General features: G+C 70.3%; 17 protein-coding genes and 1 tRNA gene. 9 read left to right on the top strand and 9 right to left on the bottom strand.

Translation table 11 applies throughout. The features are described 5' to 3' along the window. Window positions 1-89: 89 nt before the first annotated feature. Window positions 90-1,070 carry an ABC transporter substrate-binding protein gene (locus P0Y48_09390; GenBank protein WEK12684.1) on the bottom strand — a complete coding sequence of 327 codons (981 nt, stop codon included), beginning with the start codon at window positions 1,068-1,070 and terminating at the stop codon, window positions 90-92. Between the two features lie 259 nt (window positions 1,071-1,329). Here P0Y48_09390 and P0Y48_09385 point away from each other — a divergent pair, with 259 nt between their 5' ends. From P0Y48_09385 to P0Y48_09370, 4 genes are all read left to right on the top strand, one after another. Continuing rightward, complete coding sequence (locus P0Y48_09385) at window positions 1,330-2,328, top strand: substrate-binding domain-containing protein (GenBank protein WEK12683.1); 999 nt, start codon at window positions 1,330-1,332, stop codon at window positions 2,326-2,328. A gap of 188 nt (window positions 2,329-2,516) precedes the next feature. Beyond that, window positions 2,517-4,127 (top strand): FGGY-family carbohydrate kinase, encoded by a 1,611-nt coding sequence (locus tag P0Y48_09380; GenBank protein ID WEK12682.1) that lies wholly within the window; start codon window positions 2,517-2,519, stop codon window positions 4,125-4,127. A gap of 83 nt (window positions 4,128-4,210) precedes the next feature. Then, the gene (gene araA, locus P0Y48_09375; protein WEK12681.1) at window positions 4,211-5,713 is read left to right on the top strand and encodes an L-arabinose isomerase; all 1,503 of its coding nucleotides are present in this window, start codon (window positions 4,211-4,213) and stop codon (window positions 5,711-5,713) included. 3 nt (window positions 5,714-5,716) lie between these two features. Further along, complete coding sequence (locus P0Y48_09370) at window positions 5,717-6,667, top strand: aldose 1-epimerase family protein (protein ID WEK12680.1); 951 nt, start codon at window positions 5,717-5,719, stop codon at window positions 6,665-6,667. 54 nt (window positions 6,668-6,721) lie between these two features. On the opposite strand, the gene P0Y48_09365 is transcribed toward P0Y48_09370, so the two are convergent. Both P0Y48_09365 and P0Y48_09360 read right to left on the bottom strand, forming a co-directional pair. After that, window positions 6,722-7,252 (bottom strand): hypothetical protein, encoded by a 531-nt coding sequence (locus P0Y48_09365; GenBank protein ID WEK12679.1) that lies wholly within the window; start codon window positions 7,250-7,252, stop codon window positions 6,722-6,724. 5 nt (window positions 7,253-7,257) lie between these two features. After that, the gene (locus P0Y48_09360; protein ID WEK12678.1) at window positions 7,258-7,668 is read right to left on the bottom strand and encodes a DUF4383 domain-containing protein; all 411 of its coding nucleotides are present in this window, start codon (window positions 7,666-7,668) and stop codon (window positions 7,258-7,260) included. A gap of 208 nt (window positions 7,669-7,876) precedes the next feature. On the opposite strand from P0Y48_09360, the gene P0Y48_09355 reads away from it, so the two are divergent. Further along, window positions 7,877-8,308, top strand: coding sequence for a YdeI/OmpD-associated family protein (locus P0Y48_09355; protein WEK12677.1), 432 nt, complete (start codon window positions 7,877-7,879; stop codon window positions 8,306-8,308). A gap of 47 nt (window positions 8,309-8,355) precedes the next feature. Here P0Y48_09355 and P0Y48_09350 read toward each other — a convergent pair whose 3' ends face one another. The 4 genes from P0Y48_09350 to P0Y48_09335 form a co-directional block, all read right to left on the bottom strand. Further along, window positions 8,356-10,164, bottom strand: a complete 1,809-nt coding sequence (locus tag P0Y48_09350; GenBank protein WEK12676.1) for a carbohydrate-binding domain-containing protein — start codon at window positions 10,162-10,164, stop codon at window positions 8,356-8,358. A 98-nt stretch (window positions 10,165-10,262) separates the two neighbouring features. Further along, window positions 10,263-11,075: a polyphosphate polymerase domain-containing protein gene (locus P0Y48_09345; protein ID WEK12675.1), complete on the bottom strand. Its 813-nt coding sequence runs from the start codon at window positions 11,073-11,075 to the stop codon at window positions 10,263-10,265. Further along, complete coding sequence (locus tag P0Y48_09340) at window positions 11,072-11,686, bottom strand: DUF4956 domain-containing protein (GenBank protein WEK12674.1); 615 nt, start codon at window positions 11,684-11,686, stop codon at window positions 11,072-11,074. The genes P0Y48_09345 and P0Y48_09340 overlap by 4 nt, the downstream gene beginning before the upstream one ends. A gap of 80 nt (window positions 11,687-11,766) precedes the next feature. Further along, complete coding sequence (locus tag P0Y48_09335) at window positions 11,767-12,612, bottom strand: SDR family NAD(P)-dependent oxidoreductase (GenBank protein ID WEK12673.1); 846 nt, start codon at window positions 12,610-12,612, stop codon at window positions 11,767-11,769. A 168-nt stretch (window positions 12,613-12,780) separates the two neighbouring features. Here P0Y48_09335 and P0Y48_09330 point away from each other — a divergent pair, with 168 nt between their 5' ends. The 3 genes from P0Y48_09330 to P0Y48_09320 all read left to right on the top strand — a co-directional run bounded on the left by P0Y48_09330 (window position 12,781) and on the right by P0Y48_09320 (window position 13,886). After that, a complete protein-coding gene (locus P0Y48_09330; GenBank protein WEK12672.1) occupies window positions 12,781-13,437 on the top strand; it encodes an asparagine synthase in 657 nt (218 codons plus the stop codon). A gap of 73 nt (window positions 13,438-13,510) precedes the next feature. Further along, window positions 13,511-13,583: transfer RNA gene (locus tag P0Y48_09325), tRNA-Arg, on the top strand. A gap of 111 nt (window positions 13,584-13,694) precedes the next feature. Continuing rightward, the gene (locus tag P0Y48_09320) at window positions 13,695-13,886 is read left to right on the top strand and encodes a hypothetical protein (GenBank protein ID WEK12671.1); all 192 of its coding nucleotides are present in this window, start codon (window positions 13,695-13,697) and stop codon (window positions 13,884-13,886) included. Between the two features lie 42 nt (window positions 13,887-13,928). On the opposite strand, the gene P0Y48_09315 is transcribed toward P0Y48_09320, so the two are convergent. Both P0Y48_09315 and P0Y48_09310 read right to left on the bottom strand, forming a co-directional pair. Further along, a complete protein-coding gene (locus P0Y48_09315) occupies window positions 13,929-14,162 on the bottom strand; it encodes a hypothetical protein (GenBank protein WEK12670.1) in 234 nt (77 codons plus the stop codon). 13 nt (window positions 14,163-14,175) lie between these two features. Beyond that, entirely contained in the window at window positions 14,176-14,907 is a 732-nt protein-coding gene (locus P0Y48_09310) for a hypothetical protein (protein ID WEK12669.1), read from the bottom strand. Between the two features lie 314 nt (window positions 14,908-15,221). Between P0Y48_09310 and P0Y48_09305 the strand changes: the two genes are divergently transcribed. Next, entirely contained in the window at window positions 15,222-18,107 is a 2,886-nt protein-coding gene (locus tag P0Y48_09305; GenBank protein WEK12668.1) for a glycoside hydrolase family 3 N-terminal domain-containing protein, read from the top strand. Window positions 18,108-18,131 lie beyond the last annotated feature (24 nt).

Genomic DNA, 18,131 nt, shown 5'->3' with positions numbered 1-18,131 from the left:
GGTTCGACGTAGGGGGAGGGGAGGAGGGGGCCGGCCGGAGCCGGCCCCCTCGAGGTGGGGATCCTGCGGTGAGGACCCTCAGGTGAGGATCAGTACGGACGCGAGTCCAGGACTTCCTTCGCCTGCTCCTGCGTGAACGACTGGTCGGGCACGATCGTCTTCTTCTCGACGGTCTCACCGGCGATGACCGCCTTGACGAGGTCGGCCGCCTTCTCGCCGAGCAGCGGGTTGCACTCGACGATGAAGTTGAACTCGCCGTTGGCGAGCGCCGTCATGCCGTCCTTGACGGCGTCGATCGTGACGATCTGGATGTCCTTGCCGGGGGTGAGACCGGCGGCCTTGATGGCATCCAGGGCGCCGAGACCCATGTCGTCGTTGTGGGCGAAGAGCAAGTTGATGTCCTTGCCGTACTTCTGGAGGTAGCCCTCCATGACCTTCTTGCCGCCGTCGCGGGTGAAGTCACCCGTCTGCGAGTCGAGCACGTTGATGTCGGTGCCCTCGATCGCCTCGCCGAAGCCGGTGGCGCGGTCGAGCGCCGCGGACGAGCCCGTCGTGCCCTCGAGGATCACGAGGTTCGCGCCCTTGCCGTCGAAGTTCTCCTTGACCCACTCGCCGGCCGTGCGGCCTTCCTGCTCGAAGTCGAGGCCGACCCACGACGCGTAAAGGTCTTCGCTGGCGGAGACCGTGCGGTCTTCGAGGATCACGGGGATCTGCGCGTCCTGGGCCTCCTTGAGCACGTCGTCCCAGCCGTCGACCGTGATGGGCGCGATGACGATGGCATCCACACCCTGGTTGATGAAGCTGCGGACGGCGGCGATCTGCGCCTCCTGCTTGTTGTCGGCGGCGTTGAAGACGAGTTCGAAGCCGTTCGCCTCGGAGAACGCCTCCTTCATCGACTCGGTGTTCGCCGAGCGCCAGCCCGACTCCGAGCCGGTCTGCGCGAAGCCGACCTTGATCAGGTCGCCGTCGCCGGTGGTGCCGCCGGGCTCCTCGGTCGTGGTGGAGCACCCGCTGACAGCCAATGCCAGCGCGCCCAGCAGGGCGACGCCGGCGAGCATCTTCTTGTTCATCCCAGAAACCTCCTCGTTCGGGACCGACGGTGCGACGTCGGTGTCGTAGTACAGGTCTGCCGTGACCCTGTGCTCGGAATGTTAGCCTTCACAATCCACATCGACGCAACATGTGAGCGATAACATTCTGGTAACAGAGGGGCACCACACGGTGGTTGCGGTCGGGGTTTGTCCCGGCGGATGGCGCGTGTGAGTGAGCGATCACATTTGAGGTTGCGTGGGCCGTGGCATCCGTCCTGTGCGCGCTAGCCTGGCCCGCATGAGCGATCGAGGCGCCCGGGGTGCACGGGTGGGAGTCCGCGAGGTCGCCGCCGCGGCGGGGGTGTCGACGCAGACCGTCTCCCGCGTCCTGAACGGCCACCCCCACATCCGCCCCGAGACGCGACGCCGCGTCGAGGAGGCGATCGCCCGCCTCGACTACCGGATGAACAACGCGGCCCGGGCGCTGGGCACCGCGACGACGCGCACGCTCGGCATCGTCGCCAGCGACGCCGCCCTCTTCGGACCCGCCGCCGGCATCGCCGCGCTCGAAGCGGCCGCGCGCGCGACCGGTCGCTGGATCACGACCGCGTACGCAGACGGGGCGGAGCCGGATGCCGTGGCCGAAGCCGTCGAGCACCTCCTCGCGCAGGGCGTCGACGGGATCGTCATCGTCGCCCCCCACACGGGCTCCTTCGAGCGGCTCGCCCGCGCCGGCCTCGGCGTGCCCCTCGTGGCCCTCCACGGTGGCACCGGAGCCGAACGGCAGGCGGCCGGCGCCGCGCTCGCCGTCGACCATCTCGTCGAGCGGGGGCATCGCCGCGTTGCGGTGCTCGCGGGACCGGCGGCGTGGAGCGAGGCGACCGTGCGCGCCGACGGAGTGGCATCCGCTCTGGCCAGGCACGGCCTGACGGCGGTCGCGACGTGGGAGGGCGACTGGTCGGCCGAGAACGCGGCCGCTCGCGCGGCGGCGGTGGCGGCGGCCGTGCGGTCGCCCGAGGGTCCGACGGCGATCGCGGTCGCGAACGACCAGATGGCGCTGGGTCTCATCGCGGGGCTCCGGGAGCACGGCGTGAGGGTGCCCGACGACGTCAGCGTGACCGGCTTCGACGACAATCCGGATGCCGGCTTCTACCTGCCCGCGCTCACCACCGTGCGCCTCGACCTCGCCGGCGAGGCCCGCCGTTGCGTCGACGAGCTGCTCGGCGTCGCCGAACCCGCCGACGGACGCCCCGCCGAGCTCGTCGTCCGCGCCTCCGTCGCCGCGCCCGCCGCGTGAGCACGGCGTGAGCGGGGCCCGCGCCCTGGTTCGGGAGCCCGTTGCGCCGGCCGCACCGGGGTCCGCGGCATCTGTACTAGCGCCGCCCGTGTGTTACCGGTAACATCACCCCAGGGCCGCTCGGCGACACCGCGCGACGCGCCCGTGAGACTCATCGCACGACCCCGCACGAGACCAATGGAGGAACCGTGACCCCGCACGAGCAGGATGCCGACGGCACGCGCCCGTTGGCCGACACCGTCCGCACGGGACGCACGGCCCTCGGCATCGAGCTGGGGTCGACCCGCATCAAGGCGTGCCTCGTCGACGCCGACGATCCGTCCCGCGTGCTCGCCGTCGGCGCGCACGAGTGGGAGAACGCGTACGTCGACCGCGTGTGGACCTACGCCGTCGACGACGTGTGGTCCGGCGTGCAGGCGGCCTACGCCGCGCTCGCCGCCGATGTGCGCGAGCGCTCCGGCGAGGAGCTGCAGACGATCGGCGCGATCGGCGTGTCCGCGATGATGCACGGCTATCTGGCTTTCGACGAGGCGGGCGAGCTGCTCGTCCCGTTCCGCACGTGGCGCAACACCTCTACCGGGGTGGCCGCGGCAGAGCTCAGCGACCTGCTCGGCACGAACATCCCGCTCCGCTGGTCGATCGCCCACCTTCGTCAGGCCGAACTCGATGCCGAACCGCACGTTCCCCGCATCCGCGCCCTCAACACGCTCGCCGGCTACGTCCACGAGCGGCTCACGGGACGTCGGGTCCTGGGCGTCGGCGACGCGTCGGGCATGTTCCCGATCGACTCGGCGACAGCCGACTACGACGCCGAGCTCGTCGCGCGCTACGACGCCGTCGCGGCCACGCCGCCCCTGACCGAACTGCTCCCGCAGGTGCTCGTGGCGGGGCAGGATGCCGGTGCGCTCACCGCCGCCGGAGCCGCGCTCCTCGACCCCACCGGGGCGCTCCAGCCCGGCATCCCGTTCTGTGCGCCCGAGGGCGACGCGGGCACCGGGATGGTCGCCACCGGCGCCGTCGCCCCCCGCACCGGCAACGTGTCGGCGGGCACGAGCATCTTCGCGATGGTGGTGCTGGAGCGTCCGCTGGCCGCGCAGCACCACGAGCTCGACCTCGTCACGACCCCCGCGGGCGACCCGGTCGCGATGGTCCACTGCAACAACGGTGCGAGCGAGCTCGCCGCGTGGGCGGGACTGTTCACGCGGTTCGCCGAGGCATCCGGTGCGCCCCGCGACCCCGACGAGGTGTACGGCACGCTGTTCGCGGAGGCTCTCGACGGAGAGCCGGATGCCGGAGGCCTCCTCGCCTACAACCACTTGGCGGGGGAGCCGATCGTCGGCACCTCGGAAGGTCGTCCGCTCGTGGTGCGCACGCCCGACAGCCGTCTCACGCTCGCGAACTTCATGCGCGCGCAGCTGTACGGCGTGTTCGCGACCCTGAGCCTCGGCATGCGCGTGCTCGACGGCGAGGGCGTCGCCCTCGATCGCATGTACGCGCACGGGGGCATGTTCCGCACCGCCGGGGTCGCCCAGCGGTTCCTCGCCGGGGCGCTCGGCGCGCCGGTGGCCGTCGACGCGACCGCCTCCGAGGGCGGCGCGTGGGGGATCGCGGTGCTCGCGGCCTACCGCATCGCCGGCGGCGACGCCGCGCTCGGCGACTACCTCACCGACACGGTCTTCGCGTCCGCCGACGTGCAGGTCGTCGACCCCGACCCCGCCGATGTCGCGGGCTATGCGGCATTCCTCGACCGCTACGCCGCAGGCCTCGACGCCGAACGCGCCGCCGTCGCCGCGCTCTGACCCGGCATCCCTCTCACTTCACCCTCCACTCCACCCACGCTCGACACACTCCGACCCACCCCGGCATCCTGAAAGGACCCGCCATGCCCCTCTCCACCTCCCTCGACGCCTACACGGTGTGGTTCGTCACCGGCAGCCAGAACCTCTACGGCGAGGAGACGCTCCGTCAGGTCGCCGAGCAGTCGCAGGCGGTCGTCGCGGGCCTCGACGGCCTCCCCGTGAAGGTCGAGTGGAAGCCGGTCCTGAAGGATGCCGACTCGATCCGCCGACTGGCGCTGGACGCCAATGCCGATGATTCCGTCATCGGCGTCATCGCGTGGATGCACACGTTCAGCCCCGCGAAGATGTGGATCTCCGGCCTCGACGCGCTCGACAAGCCGCTCCTCCACCTGCACACGCAGGCCAACGTGGAGCTGCCCTGGGCCGACATCGACTTCGACTTCATGAACCTCAACCAGGCCGCCCACGGCGACCGCGAGTTCGGGTACATCCAGACGCGTCTCGGCGTCGCCCGCAAGACGGTCGTCGGTCACGTCTCCAACCCGGCCGTGCGTGGACAGATCGAGGACTGGGAGCGTGCCGCCGCCGGCTGGCAGGCCGTGCGCACGCTCAAGCTCGCCCGCTTCGGCGACAACATGCGCTACGTCGCGGTGACCGAGGGCGACAAGACCGAGGCCGAGCTGCGCTTCGGCGTGCAGGTGAACACGTGGGGCGTGAACGAGCTGGCCGAGGCGGTGGCCGCGACATCCGACGCCGACATCGACGCGCTCGTGCAGGTGTACCTCGACGAGTACGACGTGGCCGAAGAACTCCTGCCGGGAGCGGAGCGCCACCAGTCCCTCCGCGACGGCGCGGCGATCGAGATCGGCCTCCGCACGTTCCTCGAGGCGGGCGGTTTCGGCGCCTTCACCACGTCGTTCGAAGACCTCGGCGCACTCACCCAGCTGCCCGGTCTCGCCGTGCAGCGCCTCATGGCCGAGGGGTACGGCTTCGGCGCCGAGGGCGACTGGAAGACGGCGATCCTCGTGCGCGTCGCGAACGTCATGGGGGCAGGGCTCCCCGGCGGCGCGAGCCTCATGGAGGACTACACCTACGACCTCGTCGCCGGTGACGAGAAGATCCTCGGCGCGCACATGCTCGAAGTGGCGCCGTCTCTCACGACCGCCAAGCCGCGCCTGGAGATCCACCCGCTGGGCATCGGCGGCAAGGACGACCCGGTGCGTCTCGTCTTCACCGCCGACCCCGGCCCCGCCGTCGTGGTGGCGATGAGCGACATGCGCGACCGGTTCCGCCTCGTGGCGAACGTCGTCGAGAACGTCGAAGCCCCCGACCTGCCGCAGCTGCCCGTGGGCCGGGCCGTCTGGAAGCCGGCTCCCGATTTCGCGACGAGCGCGGCGTGCTGGCTGACGGCCGGCGCCGCGCACCATACAGTCATGTCGACGGCCGTCGGCATCGAGGTGTTCCGCGACTTCGCCGAGATCGCCCGTACCGAGCTCCTCGTCATCGACGAAGCGACGACGGTCCGCGACTTCCAGCGGGAGCTCCGCTGGAACCAGGCCTACTACCGACTCGCACAGGGACTCTGACGCATGGCACGCACCCCCCTCTCCGGCACGCAGCACACGCTCCGGGCGGGTGACGAGGAGGCGGTCATCGCCGCCGTCGGCGCCTCGCTGCGGTCGTACCGCCGTGACGGCCGTGACCTGGTGGTGCCCTTCGACGCCGACGAGGTGCGGCCCGGCTATCGGGGCGCCACGCTCGCGCCGTGGCCGAACCGCATCGTCGACGGGGCGTACGCGTTCGGCGGCACGTCGTACCGGACCGCGCTCACCGAGCCCGAGCGCGGGCAGGCGCTCCACGGGCTCGCGGCCTGGCTCGACTTCGTGGCCGTCGACCTCGGACCCGATCACGTGACCCTCGCCGCGACGATCGAGCCACAGCTCGGCTACCCGTGGCGGGTGCGGATCGAGACGACCTACGCGCTGTCGGCGACAGGCCTCACCCAGACCGTGACCGCCACGAACGAGGGAGTGGAGCCCGCGCCGTTCGGCACGGGTCCGCACCCGTACCTCGTGGCCGGGACGAACCCGCTCGACTCGTGGACGCTGACGCTTCCCGCCGGCGAGGTGCTGGAGACCACGCCCGACCGCCTCTCACCCACCGGCCTCGCCCCGGTGACCGTCGACGCCGAGCGCTTCGACTTCCGGGAGCCGCGCCGCATCGGCGCCGTCGAGATCGATCACGCCTTCACCGGCCTGACCAGGGATGCCGAGGGCACCGCGACCGTGCGGGTCGTCGACGAGGTCGCCGGCACCGGGGTGGAGATCGTCTTCGACGGGGCGTGCCCGTGGGTGCAGTTACACACGGCCGACCAGCCCGACGGTGCCGCCTCGCCCGCCCACCGGGCCGGGCTCGCGGTCGAGCCGATGACCTGCGCGCCCGACGCGTTCAACGACGACGCCTATCCGTTCGACACGGGACTGCTGGTTCTCGAGCCGGGGCAGTCGCGGTCGGCATCCTGGCGAATCGCGGCCCTGTAGCCACCGCTTTTTGGAGGGCGAGCGTCGGCCGCTCGGCGGGCGGTCGCCGAAAGGTCAGTGGTCGTGCGGCTCCACGACGAAAAGGTCGTGGCTGCTGTGGTCGGGGGCGAGGCGTCCGGCCTCGGTCGATGCCAGCGCGGGGGTGACGAGTCCCGCGACAGCGACGACGCCGAGGACGAACCCGATCACGGGAGGAACGCCCGCGACGACCGCGTGCGGCGACGGAGCACGCCTCGTACGCGGCCGCCGCGAGCGTCCGATCGTGACGCCGATCACCGCGTCGAGCGCGATCGCGACGGCGACCGCCGCGACACTCGTGCGGGCGGGATCGGCGAGGAGCGCCGTGCCGGTCGCGATCACGCCGATCAGCGCGACGCCCAGCCCGGTGCGGTCGAGGGTGCGGCCGGCCATGCGCAGAGCGCCCCAGCCGAGGGATGCCGCACCGACGACGACCAGGAGGATGCCGGCCGCGCGCGGCGCGGCATCCGTCCCCGTCAGGATGCCGGCGCCGAGCGCGAGCTGGATCAGCCCTGCACCCCAGGCCGCCAGTGGCGGCCAGGAGCGAGTGAGCCCGGCGGTGGACATGATGGTCAGGCCGTCGCGATGCGGCCGGTGGTGCGCTCGGCGCCGATGCCGACACCCAGGAGCACGAGAGCGCTCGCGAGGTGCAGGAAGTGGTCGAACGTGTTGAGCGCGAGGATGTTGGCCGCGGTGCCGACGAGGAAGAACCCGACGACGCCGAGCAGCAGGTAGGCGGCACCGACGATGGTGTTCACCGTCTTGGCCGCGCGCGCCGAGGCGAGGCCCGCGATCAGCAGCGCCGCGCCGATGAGGAGGTGGGCGACGTTGTGCAGCGGGTTGACCTCGAAGATGCCGAGGAGGAGGCCGCCGGAGGTCGACAGGAAGCCGACGCCGCCGGTGACGGCGAATCCGAGCAGACCGACGAGCAGGTAGACCGCTCCGAAGATGGTCGCCACGAGACGGTTGGGTGACGTGCGCATGAGGTACTCCGTTCTGGACGCGGCGGTCACCGCGTCTGCAGATGGTTCGGAGACGTCGCCGGAACGGATGGGTGCGGATCGGTTCCGCGCCCGAGGCGATCGTCTGCGTGGTGGGACGCCCCCGGTTGGGGGAAACACCACCGTAGGAGCGCGCGTCCGACGGAAGACAGGGGTTGCTCCCGCCGCCCGCGGGTGGTAACCACAGGGCATGCGCTTCGAGACGGTCATGCGGCAGCAGGGGAACAACACGGGCATCGAGGTGCCGCCGGAGGTGATCGACGCCCTCGGCGGCGGCAAGCGTCCGGCTGTGGCCGTCACGGTCAACGGCTACTCCTACCGCTCGACGGTCGGCGTCATGGGCGGGCGGTTCCTCATCCCCTTCAGCTCCGACAAGCGCGCGGCATCCGGGCTCGGGGGCGGCGATGCGCTCACGGTCGACCTCGAGCTCGACACGCTCCCGCGCACGGTCGAGCTTCCCGACGACCTCGCCGCCGCGCTCGACGCCTCCAGCGTGCGCAGTGCGTTCGACGCGCTCTCGCCGAGCGCGCGGAAGGCGCACGTCACCAACGTGGAGAACGCGAAAGCCGCCGAGACGCGGACACGACGGATCGGGGCCATCGTGTCGGCGCTCGGCGGCTGAACCGCGGGACGCTCGCGCGAGACGCTCGCGCGCCCGGGTGGACGAGGTCAGGGGCGCTGGCCGCCGGGGCCGCCCATCCCGCCGCCCATCTCCGACGAGGTCTGCTCGCCCGCCACGCCGGTCGCGACCGTCGTCGAGCCGCTGCTTCCCGCCTCGGCCAGTCCGCCGAGGATCGTGTCGCCGGCCGAACCGCCCGACACGAGGGTGTAGGTCTCGCCGTTGACGATCGTGTCCGCGGAGTAGACGACGCTCTGGGTCTGCTTCGACGTCGTGAACGACGCGACGGCGTCACCCGACGAGTCGACGACCGTGAGCACCGTCCCGGCGGCGATCGTGCCCGAGACCGTGAACTGCACGGTCGCCTGGTCGGAGTCGGCCGACGGCGCGACCGCCATGCCCGACGAGCCCGCCGCCAGCAGCACGCCGCCGGAGATCGTCATGCCGCCGTCGGCGTCGAGCGCACCGTTGTTGTTGGCGGTCGGTCCCGACACGACGACCGTCCCACCGGTCTGCGTGATGGCGCCCTGGTTGACGTCGAGGCCGTCGCCCCCGGCATCCACGAGGAGGGTGCCGCCGCTGATGAGCATCGTCATCTCGGCCGAGCCTTCGTCGGGTGCCGTCACGTTCGTGCCGTCGTCGCTCGCGGTAACCGAGGTGTCGCCGCCGGAGATCGTGATCTGGCCGCCTTCGAGGCCCTCGACCGACTCGGTGATCGTCGCGGTTCCCGCGGAGACGACGAGCTGCAGATCTGCGTGCACGCCGTCGTCGCCCGAAGCGAGGGTGAGCGCCGCGCCCGCGAGGTGCGCGTACGCGCTCGCGTTGATCGCGTCGTCGGCGGCGTCGACGTTCAGCTCACCCGCCTCGAACACGGCGATCACGCCGACGGAAACGCCCTTCGCGCCGCTGTCGGAGGCCCCGGTGGAGGCCCCGCCGCCCGCGACGATCGACACGCTCCCGCCGGTCGTGACGACGTCGGTCGCCGCGTCGATGCCGTCGTCGCCGCTGGTGAGGGAGACGGTGCCGCCGGCGATGAGCACATACCCGCGTTCGGCCGCCTCCTCGTTGTCGGACTTCAGGCCGTCGCCGCCGGCGTCGACGGTCACCTCGCCGTCGCGGATGACGAGGTAGTCCTTGCCGCGGATGCCGTCGTCCACCGCCGTCACGTCGATCGTGCCCGACTGGATGACGAGGCCGTCGGCGGAGGCGATGCCGTCGTTGCCGTTCCCGGCCACCGTGAGCGCGCCGGTCCCGGTGATGGTCAGGTCGGCCGCGCTGTACAGGGCGGCGTTGGCGGTGGCGTCGTCGGCGTACGACGAGGCGTCGCTCAACGAGTTGGCGGACCCGTCGGCGAGGATGACGACCGCTTCGTCGGCGGCCTGCACGTCGATCGCGGCCCCGGCATCCGTCGCGATGTCGACCCCGTCGAGCACGAGACGCACCTGCCCGTCGGCGTCGCTGGAGACGACGATCTGGCCCGTGTAGTCGCCGGAGAGCACGTAGGTGCCCGGCTGGGAGATCACGACGGTCGCACCGTCTACGGCCGCGCCGTCGCCGGTCACGGTCGCCGACGACCCCGAAAGTTCCACGGTCGTCGCCTCGGCGGCATCCCACTCGTCGTCGTCGGTCTTGTCGTGCGTCTCCTGGTTCGCGGCGAGCACGTCGGCGGCGGTCTGGGTCGCGTCGGTCGCACCCGTGAGGCTGGAGGTGGTCTCGGTCGTCGCCGCCTCCGCTGTCGCCGCGGACGTCGCGCCGGTGGTGGCGGTGGTGGCCGCCGAGCAGCCCGCCAGGGTGAGGGCGAGAGCGAGGGCGGGTGCCGCGACGAGCCAGAGGCGGCGAGGGTTCTTCGGAGGAGTCATGGGAGGGGTCCTTTCGGGAGGGCCGGTCGGGTCGGTCGGGGCTGAGAGACGGAGGGTTGGGTGGCACTGGGCCGTGCGGGCCGTGCGGGCCGTGCGGGTCAGGCGGCGTCGGCGGGAACGAGCGGGGATGCCGCGGCGAAGTGGCGCGTGAGGGAGCGACGCCACTTGTGCGACGGCAGAAGCGGGTGGAGCGCCGCCATGCCTGTGCCGTACTTCGACAGCGAGGCGGGGCGGTGGCCGTGCCGCCACAGGGTGCGGTCGAGGGCTCCGGCGCGCTGGCCAGACTTTGTCTCGACGATCACGGAGCGGGGGAGGGTGAGTCCGCGCCCGTCGGCGGCGATCCACGACAGGTCGAGGTCGACCGTCGCCCGCGACGCGTCGCCGCGGTCGTCGGCCGGCAGCAGCAGGGTGGCGCGGCGGTAGCGGGTGACGAGCACGGGTGCGAGGGCGGCGGCGAGGTGTCCCGCATCCGGGATGCCGGCACCGGTCAGCATGTCGGCGGCGTACGCCACGGCGTCGTCGTCGAGTTCGTCGCCGGCCACCGGCACGCGTTCCTTCACCGTGGCCGAGCGGGAGCCGCGGGTCTTGACCTCCAGGAACGAGCCGCCCGAGTCGACGTAGGTGCGGGCGCGCACCTTGAAGCGGCGGCGGCGTCCGCGTGCGGCGCCGAAGTAGCTGTCGAGGTCGGGGGTGTCGAAGTACTGCGACGCGTAGCGCAGGGCGTGCTCGCCGTCGATCTCGAGCACCTCGCTGCCCGTCGGGAGGTCGGTGAGCACGGCGGGGAGCGCCGACGCCGGCAGCAGGTACTTGCGGTCGACGCGCGTCTGGAGCTCTGCTTCGGCGTTCAGCCGGTCGAGTCCGACGGTGTCGAGTGCGTCGAGGCGGTCGAGCACGCGGGTGCGGGCGCTCATCGGGTCACCTGCGCGATCGACTCGTGCGCGGGGGATGCCGCGGCCGCGCCCCGCCGCGACCCGCTGTCGGGGCGGGCGCTGTAGCGGATGTCGACCGTCGTCGTGTCGGAGACGAAGTCGAGGTTGCGGATGGTGAGGCGGTGCACGGGCGCGTGGAGGAGCGCTTCGACGGCGATGCGGGCGTCGGCCTCGTCGGGGTAGGCGCGGTCGAGCACGAGCGTCTGCTCCCGGGAGCGCCGCAGCAGGGCGGGGCTGTCGACCACGGCGAGCACGCCGACGACGAGCAGCATGATTCCGGCCGTGGTCCACGTGATCGTCGTCGACAGGCCGGCGACGAGCCCGAGCGCGAGGGCGGCGAGGTAGTACGCCATCTCGCTCTGCTCGATCTCGCGGGAGCGGAGGCGGATGATCGAGAGGACGCCGAACAGGCCGAGGCCGAGGCCGGCGCCCACCGTCGTGTCGGCGAGCACCATCGAGACGGCGAGCACGCCCACATTGACGCCGACGAAGGCGACGGCGAGGTCGCGGCGGCGGTGGCGGGGGTAGTACACGCCGAAGGCGAGCACGACGATGGCGACGAGGTCGACGGCGATGACGGCGAACAGATTCATGGGCTTCTCCTGACGTGGGGTCCGGAGAACCATTGAGCCGCGAGGCCCTATGCGGTTCCTATGCTCCGCATCGGGTGCGTTTACGAATCCCTAAGCGGCGTCGTCGTGTCTGTCGCCTCCCGGAGGGGGCCGCGCATGACGCGCCAGTACCCGGTCGGAGCGAGCCGGGCGAGCACGTCGACGAGCCGCGCCTCCCGCCCGATCATCGTGCGCGGACGGCGGCCGACGGTGGCCGCGACGATGCGGCGCGCGGCATCCTCGGGCTCGGTGTGGTACATCCGCGCCTGCGCTTCGGCGGCCCGCCGCGCGATCGCGGGGTCGAGTGCTGTGGCGACGCGACCGTGGAGGATGATGCCGGTCTTCACGCCCGCCGGGTAGATCGCGCCGACCGTGACCGTGCTGCCCTCCAGTTCGTGGCGGAGCGCCTCGGTGAACCCGCGCACGGCGAACTTGCTCATCGCGTAGGGGATGCGCCCGGCCGGTGCGGCCAGGCCGTAGATCGAGACGAGGTGGGTGACGTGGGCGGCCGGTTCGCGGCGGAGGGCGGGCAGCAGGGCGCGGGTGATGTTGACCGTTCCCCACAGGTTCACGTCCATGAGCCAGCGCATCTCCGCCATCGTCAGCTGGTCGATGCTGCCGAGCATCGACGACCCCGCGCACGTGATGAGGGTCTGCACGCGCGGATGCCGTGCCGCGATGTCGTCGGCGAGGCGCTCGACCGCGGCGTCGTCGGCGAGGTCGACGACGTGCCGCGTGTGTCCCTCGCCGGCGAGCGTCGCGGCGACCGCGTCGAGGCCCTCCGGGTTGCGATCCACGAGCGCGATGCGCGCGCCGCGCGCGGCGAGCTGGCGGGCGACCTCCGCCCCCATGCCGCTCGCGGCGCCGGTCACGACGCTCGTCGCCCCTCTGACATCCAGTTCCGGCATCCTCGCCGCTCCTCGTCGTCCGTGTCGTCCGGTGCTCGTCCGGTTCGACGGTGTTCTTCCGCGGGTCGCCGTCCTGCCGCCGTCGCACCGCTGGTTCGGCACGATTTGTTCCGCCCCTGCGGTCGATTCTGTCCGATGAGGTTCCGTAGGATCGAGAGCGGGAGTGTCGTGGCGGAGAAGCGGAAGCGGGTGCGCACCCGCGATGTCGTCGCCGAGGGTCTGTACATCGCCTCGGCGGCCACTCGACTGAGCCTGAAGAACCGCATGCTCGTGCACATCCTGGCCGAGGGCGAGGACTTCGACGTCGAGCGCTACGAGGCCGAGGCCCGCGAGGCGCTGCTCACGCTCGCCGACGAAGCGCAGGCCGACGCCGAGCGCACCGAGCGGCAGCGCAAGCGTGCCCGCCGCCGGCACAGCGAGTCCGACGGCACGCACGACTATCGCAGCCGCGACGTGGGCAACCTGCGCCGCAGGCAGAAGCAGTCGCTCCACGTGGCCCGTGAGCTCCGCGCTCGCGCCGACGACGTCGAGGAGCTGCGCAAGCTCATCAACGACGCGCGCGACGTCGCGTGGGCCGAGGTGGCGAAGAACATCGACCGCACCCTTCGCATCGAGGCGGCGCGCCCCGACCTCGAACCCGACTACGAGCGCATGCGGATCGCGCGCATGCAGGCGCTGCGGCTCGTCGACCTCCCGAAGCTCACGTCGCGGCGCCGCAGTATCGCGAAGCAGAAGGAGCTGCGCGACAAGGGCGAGCTCCCGGAGGTGACGACGGATGCCGGCCGACCGGCATCCGTCGACTTCGACCCTGCCGAGCTGGAGTAGCGGCCGCCTCGATTCGGTCGAACCGGCCGCGTCATGTAAGCTGGTCGCTGGCCTTCGCGAGAGCGGATGTCATGCGCCCGTAGCTCAATGGATAGAGCATCTGACTACGGATCAGAAGGTTAGGGGTTCGAGTCCCTTCGGGCGCACACTGTGTTGAGACAGTACGCCGAAAGCCTGCGGATTCCGCAGGCTTTCGTGGTTTCCGGGCGCGGGTCGTGCGTCTTTCGTCCACGCCGGCGGCGTGGGAGAATCGCGACATGACCTCCGAATCAGCGAACAAGCGCCCCACCTTCTGGACCCGCGTGCGCCACGCGATCTTCGGAAAGCCCGTCACCCACGAGCAGATGCGGGGGATGACCTCCTCCGAGGTGTCCGCGCAGCGCGTCGACCCCGCCGCGCGTGCCAGCCAGACGTCGCACACGAACTCCGGCTACATGGGCGGGTTCTGAGCGGTACTCGAAAGAGGAGTCGCCGAGGAGGCCGGCCGGGCGTCAGTCCCGCCGTGGCGAGGCGAGGAGGATGCTCTTGCGCGCCTTCGTGTGTACGTAAAGTGACACGATCGGGCCCGCGATCGGCACGAAGACGATCAACAGGATGGTGCCCAGGCCACCTTGCTTCGCTCTCGAGCGCGCGAAGCCGATGAGCGCGAGCACCGCCAACACGATGTGAACTGTCGTGACGAGACTGAACACGACGTCGAGTGCGGTTGGTACCAGCGGATTCATGCGTTCTCCTGCCTTAGCGCCATCCGTACGCGGTAACCGTCCCGTATCCATTAGCCGTGACGAACTGCAACGCCGCTTTCGTGCTCCAGGTGATCACTCCCCACGAGGAGAATATTCCACGAACCACGACCACTTTGCATTCAGCGGTGGCTTTTCCCGAGCTGATCCAAGCACCTTCCCGTTCGGATGTCACGGTGGAGAAGGGATCATAGTTGACGTCGACCTTGCAAGAGGAAGACGCGATACCCGTGGCGCGGCTTCCGGAATAGTAGTAGACGACTCGGACAGTGGTCTTCGAGATGGTAATCCCGAGGAAGCTGAATGAAGACGATCTCGATACGCTCCGAGTACTCCCGGCGAGTGTGCTCACTTGGCCGCTTGGCGTGGTTGAACCGGTGGAGGCGGCTACTTTCGGGACGGCGGTGTCGCGAGTGCCAAGTGTCAGTTCGAATCCACCTGCGCTCACCGACGTGGGCGGCCCACTCGGCGTCCGGGCGACCTCCGAAGACAGCTCTGCGAACGGGTCAATCTCACCCAAGAGGTAACTGGATAGTCTCGACCGCTGGTCTCTCGTGAGCTCGTCAAAAGCAGCGATATCCGACGAAGCCGTCAGATTCTCGCGAAACTGCGCGAGCGCTCCATCACGCGGGTCGACTTCAGCGGCTGTGGCGCTTCCGCCGCCGCCGAAGATCACGCCGCACGCCACTAGGCATGCGATGAATGTGCTTTGGGTGCTGCGTCTCATGGCGGCTCCTGCTTCCTGGGCTGTCGATGCGATCGGCGAGAGCCTATTGAAGCGGCGCTCAGCGAGTGTCCGTTTCTCCACAGGCCCCAGACTGGTAGGCGTTGTCACCTCACACGGTTCCCCGCGCCACCCACCCCCGCCCGACGACAGATCAGCCGCGCAAATCGACAGGTTGCGCATCCGCGCCGAAGAGGTGAGGACAGAAGGATTCAAATGGATGCGAAGGGCGGCGTCGTGCCCGCCTTCCGCCTCCAGAGTGGGAGGCGTTGCACACAGAGGAGACAGCAGTGAGTTCTCACGCGGCTAAGGCGCCGATGTCGAATAAGAAGTTCCTGGCGATCTGGATCCCGATCGTGGCGGTCGTGGCCATTCTGGCCGTCGGCGTCAACGTCGGGATCGGGATGTTCCGAGGGGCGATCGAGTCCTACATGGGCACCGGCACCTACACGGTGAACAAGGCGGAGGGGACGGCCGACCTCGACACCGACTACTACACGGCCGACTACTCGACGGTCGACGACGCGAAGGCTGCGTCGTCGAAGCTCGTCGAGCAGATCGCCGACGAGGGCATGACCCTCGTGAAGAACAACGGCACCCTGCCGATCGCCGTCGGAGCCGTCACGCTCCTCGGGCGCGGCGCCGCCGACCCCGTCTACGGAGGCTCCGGCTCGGGCACGGCCGACACCCGCACCGCGGTGAACATCCGTCAGGGGATCGAGGCCGCCGGCTTCACCGTCAACGACACCGTGTACCAGCAGCTGGCCGACTTCGCCGCGGCGAACCCCGCTGCCGAAGGCGGACGCACCAACATCGTCATGGACGACCCGGCGAAGTCGAACTACAACATCGGCGAGATGCCGGTGGCCGACTACTCGCAGGCCTCGCTCGACAGCTTCGCCGACTTCTCCGACGCGGCCGTGATCGTCGTCGGACGCGGTGGCGGCGAGGGCGGCGACCTCGCCACCAACATGGAGAAGTGGGACGAGAACGCCGAGCCGGGTCAGCACCAGCTCGAGCTCAACAAGGACGAGAAGGACCTCCTCGCCCTCGCAAAGGCGAACTTCGACACCGTGATCGTCGTCGTGAACGCCTCGACGTCGATGGAACTCGGCATCCTCGAAGACGACGCCGACGTCGACGGCATCCTGCTCGCCGGCTCGCCCGGCGCCGCCGGCTTCAGCGCACTCGGACGCATCCTCTCGGGTGAGGTGAACCCGTCGGGTAAGACGGTCGACATCTTCTCGGCCGACTTCACCGCCGACCCGACGTTCGTCAACGTCGGCGACTTCGCCTACTCCAACATCGAGGGCGGCTACTTCGTCGACTACGAAGAGGGCATCTACTCGGGCTACCGCTACTACGAGACGGCTGCCGAGGAAGGCTTCATCGACTACGACGAGGCCGTCGTGTACCCCTTCGGCTACGGCCTGAGCTACACCGACTTCTCGTGGTCGCTGGCCGGCCAGGAGCTCGGCGGCGTCGACGGCGACATCTCGGTCGACGTCGAGGTCACCAACACGGGTGACGTCGCCGGCAAGGACGTCGTGCAGGTGTACTTCACGGCTCCCTACACCGACGGCGGCATCGAGAAGGCGCACGTCGTGCTCGCCGACTTCGCCAAGACCGGTCTGCTGGAGCCGGGCGCGTCGGAGACGGTGACCCTCACCTTCGCGGTGGAGGACATGGCCTCCTACGACAGCACGGGCGACGGCGCGTACGTCCTCGAAGAGGGCGACTACGCCATCAAGGTGCAGACCGACTCGCACACCCTCGCCGACGGCATCGACCCGATCGCCTACTCGGTGGGCTCGACGGTCACCTACACCGACGGCCGCGCGAGCGACGCCGTTCCCGCCACCAACCGGTTCGCCGACGTGACCGCGGAGTTCACCGACGGGGCGCGCACCGCGTTCTCCCGCGCCGACTTCGCCGGCACCTTCCCGACGGCCCCGACCGGTGACGACTTCGCCGCCAGCGACGCGACCGTCGCATCGTACGAGACGTACGACGCCGCCGCGGCGGCGGAGGCCTCGGATGCCGAGGAGCCGACGTGGGGTGCCGACAACGGCCTCTCGCTCATCGATCTGCGCGGCCTCGCGTGGGACCACCCGGCGTGGGAGCAGCTCCTCGACGAGCTCGACAAGGACGAGGTGCTCGCGCTCCTCACGTCCGGCGCGTACAACACGGCCGCCCTCGAGGACATCGGCAAGATCCGCACGGACGACCTGGACGGCCCGGCCGGCTTCAGCTCGTTCATCAACCCCGACCTGTGGACCGGCACCGCCTTCCCGTCGGAGTACCTCATCGCCCAGACCTGGAGCACCGAGCTCGCCCACGACATGGGCGTCGCGATCGGCAACGAGGCGCTGACGATGGGCTCCAACGGCTGGTACGCGCCGGCGGTGAACCTTCACCGGTCGCCGTTCGCGGGCCGCAACTTCGAGTACTACTCGGAAGACCCGCTGCTGTCGGGCACGCTCGGCACGTCGGTCGTCGACGGCGCGCTCACCAAGGGCGTCTACAGCTTCACGAAGCACTTCGCGATGAACGACCAGGAGACCAACCGTGTCAACGGCAAGGGCCTGTCGACGTGGGCGACCGAGCAGACCATCCGCGAGCTCTACCTGAAGCCGTTCGAGCTGATCGTGAAGGATGCCAGTGGCGAGCTGACGTACTTCGACTCCGAGGGCGAGGCGCAGACGGCCGAGATCGGCAGCACCGCCGTCATGAGCTCGTTCAACCGGATCGGGGCGACCTGGGCCGGCGGATCGGCCGCGCTCATGCACGACGTCCTGCGTGAGGAGTGGGGCTTCCGCGGCATGGTGATCACGGACTTCAACCTCTACGACTACATGTATCCCGACCAGGCGTGGGCAGCGCAGGGCACGGACCACATGCTGACGTTCGAGAACTTCAAGACCGTCGAGGATGCCGACAGCGCGTTCGCGCAGCAGAACCTGCGTTTCGCGATCCACAACATCCTGTACACGGTCGCGAACTCGAACGCGGTCAACGGCATCGCACCGGGGGCGTCGCTGACGTACAACCCGGCCGGGTGGGAGATCGGCGTGCAGATCCTCACGATCGCGCTGTGGGTGCTGGTCGCCGCTGGCGCCGCGTGGATCGTGGTGCGCGTGCTGCGTCACCGCCGCCGTGCCGAGAGCGCGCCCGTGGTCGTCGACGGCGAGTCGGCGGTCTGAGGACAGCCTGCGAGCGGGTGGCCG

Origin of the sequence: Candidatus Microbacterium phytovorans (genome assembly GCA_029202445.1) — a bacterium.
Lineage (GTDB): Bacteria > Actinomycetota > Actinomycetes > Actinomycetales > Microbacteriaceae > Microbacterium > Microbacterium phytovorans.
The sequence above is the reverse complement of the archived record's forward strand: the minus strand, read 5'-3'. Positions and strand labels throughout refer to the sequence as shown.